We start from the raw sequence: 7,559 nt of genomic DNA, 5'->3' as shown, positions 1-7,559 counted from the left end.
CGGCTGCCGGTGTCCCGAAGACCACGACGGGACTGGATGCCAACAAGAAGGTGTCGGGGCGCAAGCGGGGGCTGGCCGTCGACGTGCTGGGCCTGATCATCGGCGTCGTGGTGCTGGCCGCCTCCGCCCATGACAACGCCGCCGGCACCGCCCTGCTCGATCAGGCTGCCGAGCGGTGCGGGATGCGTCTGGACAAGGCCCTGGTGGACCAGGGCTTCAAGGACGAGGTTCTCATCCACGGCGCCCTGCTGGACATCGACGTCGAGGTCGTCCGCCGCAACCCCGCAGACCAGGGCAAAGGCTTCGTCCCGCAACCGAAGAGGTGGATCGTGGAGCAGGTCAACGGCACGTTGATGCTGCACCGCCGCCTCGCCCGCGAGTACGACCACCGCCCCGACACCTCCGCCTCGCGCGTCTACTGGGCTTCCATCGCGAACATGGCCCGCCGCCTCACCACACCCGCCCCCACCTGGCGCGACACCCTCGGGCTGGCCGCGTGAACATCAGCGAGCTCCTGGCAGACCTCCAGGACCAGCACGACGAAACCACGGCCCGGGCCGGTGAACTACGCGACCAGATCGACCACTTGACTGCCGCCCTGGCCGAGACCGAAGCGCGACTCGCAGACCTGGCCACCACCCGGAAGATCATCGCCGAACGCATCCCGCCCGGGACCGAGCCCGATCCACCCGAGACGAACACCGCCTACCAGGCCATCGTGAACGCCTTCAACCAGCACCCCGACCGGGCATTCCGAGCCCGCGAGCTGCACGAACTCCTCGGCATGCCCACCGACGAGGCGACCGTCAACGTCACCCGCAGCCGCCTCGGACGCCTCGCCCGACAAGGCTTCCTCACTCAACCCGGACGAGGCCGCTACCAGAAACGGACTTAACGTCCACTGACACCAGCAACTTCATTCACATGATTGATGTAACGGCGAACAAGCCCTCAGCTGGCTGCTTCGGCCGGAGGACTGATCGAGCAGTCTGGGCTCCTCACCTGGCCGCAGCTGGTTGGGGCTCGTAGAAGGTTCCGTCGCGGAGCATCGCGAAGAGGACGTCGGCCCGGCGTCTGGCGAGGCAGAGCAGGGCCTGGGTGTGGTGCTTCCCTTGGGCGATCTTCCTGTCGTAGTAGGCCCGCGATGCCGGGTCGCCCAGAGCGGCGAACGCGGAGAGGAAGAAAGCCCGTTTAAGCTGTTTGTTTCCCCTCCGGGAGGGCTGTTCGCCGCGGATCGAGGAGCCCGAGCTCCGGGTCGCCGGGGCGAGACCTGCGTAGGCGGCGAGGTGGCCGGCGGTCGGGAAGGTGCTGCCGTCGCCGACCTCGATCAGGATCCTGGCTCCGGTCCTGACGCCGACTCCCGGCGTCGACGTCAGGACCTTCGAAAAAGGGTGGGCGTCCAGGAGTTCCTCGATCCGCCCGGCCAGCAGCTTGCGTTGGTCAAGGACGGCCGCCAGTGATCCGGCCAGGCTCGGGACGATCAGTGCGGCCGCGTCGGTCCCCGGAACGGTCACGGTCTGCTCGTCCAACGCGTCGAAGATTTCCTCAGCCAGCCGCTCGGCCATCCGCGGGGCCTTCGGCCGCAGCAGCGTGACCAGCCGCCGACGGCCTGCCTTGCGTATCTGTGCCGGGGACCCGTACCGTTCCAGCAGCGTGAGGACGGCCGGGTGCTGCAACCGCGGTCCCAGGACCCGTTCCAGCGAGGGATGGATCTGGGTCAGTAGGCCGTGCAGCCGGTTGGCGACCCTGGTGGCCTCGCCGGCCAGGTCGTCGTAGAAGCCGACGATCATCTCCAGCTCGGCGATCGTCTCGTCCTCGCCGTCGATCGCCCGCAGCGTGTGGGGCATTGCGCGGGCCGCATCCGCGATGATGAACGCGTCCCTCGCGTCGGTCTTCGCCTCGCCCGGGTAGAGGTCGGCGATCCTCCGCATCGTCAGGCCGGGCAGGTAGGCGACCGGGCAGCCCATGTCCCGCGCGACCGCCAGGGGAAGAGCCCCGATCGAAGCCGGCTGATCGACCACGACCAGCACCGTCCCGTGCTTGGCCTGGAGTTTCGCGAACAGTTCGCGGAGCTTGGGTTCGCTATTGGGCAGGCGCTTGTCGAACACCTTCTTGCCGGTCGGGGTGACGGCGGTGGCATGGTGTTCGCCCTTGCCGACGTCCAGGCCGAGGAAGACGTCGATGTCGCCGGTGTCGATCACGTGCAGGCCCCTCCATCACGCTTTCGTCCGGCCGTGCCAGGGCACCGAGCTGCCACATCCACGTTACGGAGAGCTCTTCCGGCTCGGGTTGAAGCCGGTGCTCAAGCCCCTCATCAGCGGTCCGTCGATGCCTCCGGACCCGGTGACACCACCCCCCAGATCATCAACAACAGGAGGGGGAAGTCATGCCGGGCCCGAAGGCCGCAGACCCCATTGCGGAGCCGCGAAAAAGGTAACTGTGATAGTCGACCTGCGGCCCGGGTTGGGTTGCTGCCAGGCTGGCGTTGACGTTCCGGCATGACCCAGAACGGTAACTGGCGGCTCGTCAGAGTTTGCCGTGCCCCCGAGATGTCTGCCGGACGTCGACGTCGGCCTGGCCCACCCCGTTGGCTTGATCAGCAGCTTGTCCGCCATTCTCGACGTGACTCATCACAGTTCTGCCACGCGGTGACTCCACCCAGGCCGGCGTCGACCACGGTCGTCCAGCCCTTGAAGGAGAACAACCGCGTGACCATGCTCGCAGAACAGGTCGACGGCGTCATCGGCGTCGACACGCACCGGGACACTCTTGCTGCAGCGGCCGTCAGTCCTATCGGTGCCGTCCTGGCCAGCACAGATTCGCCAGCCAACGCCCGTGGATACCATCTGCTGCTGGACTTCGCCCGCCAGCACGTTCCCGGCCGTCGCTGCTGGGCGCTGGAGGGGACAGGCTCATACGGCGCCGGGCTTACTGCCTTCCTCGACGCGAGCGGAGAAAACGTCGTCGAGGTGTGCCGGCCCAAGCGCCCTGCGGTCCGGGGCGGACGCAAAACAGACATGCTGGACGCCGTCCGCGCAGCCAGGGAGGCCCTGGCGACCGAACACCTCATCCACCCACGACGCCGCGGTGAACGCGAAGCACTTCGCGTCCTTCTCACCACCCGGCAGAGCGCCGTCCTGGCCTCCACGGCTGCAATCAACCTGCTCAAAGCGCTGATCGTCTCGGCGCCCGACGAGGTCCGCGTCGAACTCCGAGGCATGAAGAGCAAGGAACAGGTAGCTCACTGCGCAAGGTTGCGCGACCGCCCGGCCCAGAACATCGAACACCGCATGACCGTTCGCGCGCTGAGAAGCGCCGCTCAGCGGATCGAAGCCCTGCGCGCTGAAGGGAAGGAGCTCGAACTGGAACTCCTCGCTCTGGTCCGTACCGTCGCCCCCGAGCTCCTGGCCCTGCAAGGGATTGGTCCCATCAGTGCAGCTCAGATCCTGATCAGCTGGTCGCATGTCGGGCGCTTCCGGTCGGAGGCAGCGTTTGCGGCCTTCGCCGGCGTCGCTCCAATCCCCGCGTCATCAGGGCTGACCAACCGGCACCGGATCAACCGCAGCGGCGACCGGCAGCTCAACCGAGCACTCCACACGATCACCTTGATCCGCATACGCCTTGACCCCGCTACCCGTGCCTACGTTGCCCGGCGAATCAGCGAGGGGAAGACCGCGCGGGACGCCCAACGCTGCCTCAAGCGCGCAATCTGCCGACACGTCTTCAAGCTCCTCGAACGAGGAGACCAGCCCGCAGCCCAAGTCACCGCTGAAGATCTCCCTCAAGCAGCTTGACTCGATATGGCAGCCTCGGGGGGCAGCGTCCTACGGCAGGATGCCGCCACTCACCCCGGCACCTATGTCGGCCCTGTCGTCAACTGAGCCCGTTTGAGCCTGGATCACCCCGCCATGCAGCCGGCGTAGATCGACGATCGGCGGCGGTCCGCTTGCGCCGCCGATACGCTCTCAGCCTTTCCCAGAGGCGGACAAGGCTGAGAGCGTCCGGACGACCGTCGGCGGCCACCAGCTCCGCGCTCGAGTCCGCTCACTGTTGTTCGAGCCGCTGATGGGCTGGACGGGAATCGATGTCGCCGACCTCGGCGCCGCCCGGAAGGCAGGGCTGTGCTGACCTTGAGCAAGATGGACACCTGATCCGGACTGAGTCACGAAGATCTGACAGGACCTCAGGCTCGAAGCGTTCGCAGCCAGCTGAGGCTCTGGTACGGCGCCAAGCCTTTACACCGTCCCGACCGGCACTCCCCGCCGGGCACCGAAGGGCTGCTGCTGGTGGGGTGGCGTCGAGCTCGGGCTCATCTTCTGCTGCGGGGTTTTCAACCCCCGCCTACACCACCTACCGCCTGCGACGCACCGCGACCGGGTCGCCCGCACCTTGACCGCCTGGGCGGTGACACCCAAGGCCTCGACCGCGCTCCTTACGGCCGTCTGGGGCGTGCTGGGCAGCCTGCTCGGCCCGAGTACGGCCATCGGCCTGGTCCGGCATGCTCCTGCTGGCAGCCCCATGCTGCTCCCCCGGCGCGTGGCAACGCATCTCTCTGAGCCGGGGCCGGCGCGAGGCGCACTTGACGGGGCGCCACGGCCCGCCACCGCGATCGGGCCGCACCGCCCTCATCCTCCAATGAGCGGGCCACCTCTCCGCGTGCAGCTCGGAGATGAGCGCGACGGCCTACGCCCTGACCGGGGGGCCGCGGCGGGGCACATTGCACTTTGGCGCCGACTGCGTCCCGTGACTCCATCAGCTCAGGTGCTGCCGCCACCTCTTCGTCTGCCCGCTGGGCGGTGAGGACGGCCCGGGGCGGCTCGTCGCGGAGCGCCGTGTCGGCGGCGATCACCCGCTGAGCAGGCCGGACTTGACGGACAGTGGTCGATCCGCCGAGGAAGGACTGGATTCACAGAATGTGAATCAGGCAGACTCGTACTCATGGCACGTCGCGCCCACAAGCCCACCACGCCCACAAAACCGCTGGTCAAGAAGCCAATTTCGATCGGCAGCGTGGACTCCGCCGCAGTGATCGGAGAGCTGCGAAAGCTCCATGAGGACGCCGAGGATCCCAGCGTCGATCGCCTCCCGGACGACGGTGAGTTGTTCACCGCACTGCTCTACTTCGAATCGCACGCCGGAGCTCTGAAGGACGAGCAGGCGCGGCGCGCCGCGGCTCTCAAACGCGTGCTGTTGTGGGAGTACCTCCGCGAGCAGGCCGACCTCCACCAAGCAAGGGCCGTCGAAGACGCCCGGGCAGCGAACGCCGCCTGGTCCGACCTCGTGGACCCACTTGCCGTGGGAACACCAAGTGCCGCGTACAACAAGGCAGCGAGGCTTCGGGCATCCGTACTCAGAAGTGCTTCCCATGAAGCGCAGCAGGTACGTCGCACCCCAGAAGCCGTCCTTGAAGCGGAACGACAGATCGCCGCGCGTGCGGCCGCCGTACGCCGCGCCCAGGAGGAGGCCTCGCGAAGACATGAGTTGCTCGTGCCAGTGGCGAGACGGCTTCTTGAGCATCGAGCCGAACTGGTCGAGGATGACGAGGTCGCGTATTGGCTGGACGAAGTCGCTGAGGTACTCCCCCACTGCGAGACCCCGGTACAGAAGCTCAGCCTCAGCACCTATGTCCAAGCGGCGGTCCGGGAACTCAGGCGAGCAGAACGCACCACTGCTCGCGCCGTCGCGATCTCCGAGGACGCGCAACTCGCCTATGCGGCGGCAGCCGCGCTCTTCCATCAGTGACAAGGCGTTCTGCACCCGGGTCATCTCCCCCAGGTGCAGAACCCTCGCATGTGCGGTCCGTTCCCTCGACCGCACCAGGTCTGGGGGATGAGGGCCTCTTCCGCCCTAACCGGTCTCTGATCACCGACACCGACTTGCTGACGGGCACCGGACCGCCAGAAGCTATTACGCCGTAATAGCAGCCACTCCCCCGGCACCGATCCGCCACTGGCTCCGAAGTTGACGTCGGCGGGTTGGAGCATCCGGCCGGTCCAGTAGGTGGCTGAATGCCGGAGCGTCCGAGGCTGGGCCTGGATGCCGGCTACGACTACCACCTCGTTCACGACATCGTCGCCGCCCGGAACACCGACGCACGGATGGCTCCACGCCTCGTCCGACGGGCCTGGACTCACTACCGCTGGGACACATGGCCTCGCACGTCACGCAACCGATGACCTGCCGGTGGACACTCCGCTTCCTCTTGCTCGCGTCGATCGTGAACGCGTCTGTCAGGCAGGCCACAGCCGCGGTCATCGAGCCGAACAAGACCCCTTTGAAGAGAAAGCTGTTCGCGCTAAGAAGATCCTGGCGAGGCGCACACGGCGCCCCACAGCCGGTTGGATCGAGCATCACGCGCGCTGCTTCTTGCCACACGGCGGAGCCCACTGGCGGACGCTCCTATTACGTCGTAATAGCTTCGCGTGCATCCCTCATGCCCAGGCGGAGCCCACCTTGCATGACAAGGTCAAGCGCGCAGGGCCCCGGGGAGCGATGGCTGCCAGTGTGATCCGCTCGTTCTGCGGGCGCTGGCCAACGTCTACTTGCCTTGGCGCTATGACGACGTAATAGCGCCTCCTCCCCCACCGCCTACAAGCCACGCCCGCAGGATCGCTCTGGCTGACGAGTTCCCCCACGATGGAGACGGGGTAGGGCGGCGATGCGGAGTGCCAGCCGGCGACGGTGCCGCGGCTCCCGGCGAGGACATGCCGACGCTGAAAAGGCCCGTCTCCACCCAGGCGCGCAAGCCGAGGTCCGCGAAGGCTACCGGGGCCTGGCCAACGAGTTCCCCGGCCAGGAGAGTGCCCCGCGTCGCAAACCGAAGGACTTCGGCGCGGAAGTCATCAACAAACAGTACTGCCGGCGGCAGTGTCAGCGCCGCCGGTCCTCCCACTGGGTCCCCGTCGAACTGCCTGAACCCTCCGGCTGAGCCCGACACCGGCTATGACTACCACCCGGTGCACCATGATTCGAGCGCACCAACTCCTACTGGCAGACGCTCCAAGGACTGCATGCTCGTCGAGTCCCCCACGGCCTCTCACTGCGCTCCGGCTTCGCTCCGGGCGGCTGCCGAACATGCCGCCACTGATGGGGACTGGCTATTACGTCGTAATAGCTCCGGGCCAACTCACGACAGTGATGTCCGCGTGCAGCGCCTTCACGAGATATGTCCTGACCCACTTTCCGCAGCATGTGAGGCGAGGAAGCGCGGCGGCAAGCCGCCGCCAAGCGACGACTCATGGGTCATCAGGCAGACAGCCCTGGTCGAGGTCGGCACACCCATACTCCGTAGTCCGCTCAGCCTCACTGCGGTCAAAGGAAGCCATCACCTGAGGACCGCCCGCCGCAGCGGCGAGGAGAAGAGGCCGACGCGCGCCCAGACCCTGCCTGCGCCCTACTTGTCTTCGAGTGCTGCCACCAGCTGCGGCAGCTGGCCGCCGGCCGCGATGAGGGCCAGGTGATCGTGATAGTCCCGGCTGCTGACGATCAGGCCGTCGCGGACCCGCAGCACCTGGATGTTGGAGGACGTGAAAGTCCGCCCGGTCACCCGGTGGTACACC

The 7,559-nt window shown here is 67.1% G+C and carries 5 protein-coding genes and 1 pseudogene; 5 read left to right on the top strand and 1 reads right to left on the bottom strand.

The window, feature by feature from the left end:
* Both ABZ471_RS46750 and ABZ471_RS46745 read left to right on the top strand, forming a co-directional pair.
* On the top strand, positions 1-500 hold a 500-nt coding region (locus tag ABZ471_RS46750; RefSeq protein ID WP_359075251.1), incomplete at its 5' end, for a transposase.
* Entirely contained in the window at positions 497-895 is a 399-nt protein-coding gene (locus ABZ471_RS46745) for a hypothetical protein (RefSeq protein WP_359075250.1), read from the top strand. The genes ABZ471_RS46750 and ABZ471_RS46745, both read left to right, overlap by 4 nt.
* Positions 896-998: 103 nt before the next feature.
* Here the strand turns inward: ABZ471_RS46745 and ABZ471_RS46740 are convergent, their stop codons facing one another.
* Positions 999-2,198: an IS110 family transposase gene (locus tag ABZ471_RS46740; protein WP_359075253.1), complete on the bottom strand. Its 1,200-nt coding sequence runs from the start codon at positions 2,196-2,198 to the stop codon at positions 999-1,001.
* Between the two features lie 516 nt (positions 2,199-2,714).
* Between ABZ471_RS46740 and ABZ471_RS46735 the strand changes: the two genes are divergently transcribed.
* From ABZ471_RS46735 to ABZ471_RS46725, 3 genes and pseudogenes are all read left to right on the top strand, one after another.
* Positions 2,715-3,794: an IS110 family transposase gene (locus ABZ471_RS46735; RefSeq protein ID WP_359075252.1), complete on the top strand. Its 1,080-nt coding sequence runs from the start codon at positions 2,715-2,717 to the stop codon at positions 3,792-3,794.
* 499 nt (positions 3,795-4,293) lie between these two features.
* Positions 4,294-4,536 (top strand): annotated as a pseudogene (locus ABZ471_RS46730) (MFS transporter); the annotation flags it as partial.
* A gap of 402 nt (positions 4,537-4,938) precedes the next feature.
* Positions 4,939-5,742: a hypothetical protein gene (locus tag ABZ471_RS46725; protein WP_359075249.1), complete on the top strand. Its 804-nt coding sequence runs from the start codon at positions 4,939-4,941 to the stop codon at positions 5,740-5,742.
* Positions 5,743-7,559: the final 1,817 nt, after the last annotated feature.

This window comes from Streptomyces sp. NPDC005728 (genome assembly GCF_040630895.1).
GTDB lineage: Bacteria > Actinomycetota > Actinomycetes > Streptomycetales > Streptomycetaceae > Streptomyces.
Note: the sequence above shows the minus strand (reverse complement) of the source record. Positions and strands in the feature narration are given on the sequence as shown.

What these genes read in the sequence shown, in the direction of transcription:
- ABZ471_RS46735 (WP_359075252.1), top strand. Translation starts at nt 2,715, where the DNA reads ATGCTCGCAGAACAGGTCGACGGCGTCATCGGCGTCGACACGCACCGG.
- ABZ471_RS46725 (WP_359075249.1), top strand. Translation starts at nt 4,939, where the DNA reads ATGGCACGTCGCGCCCACAAGCCCACCACGCCCACAAAACCGCTGGTC.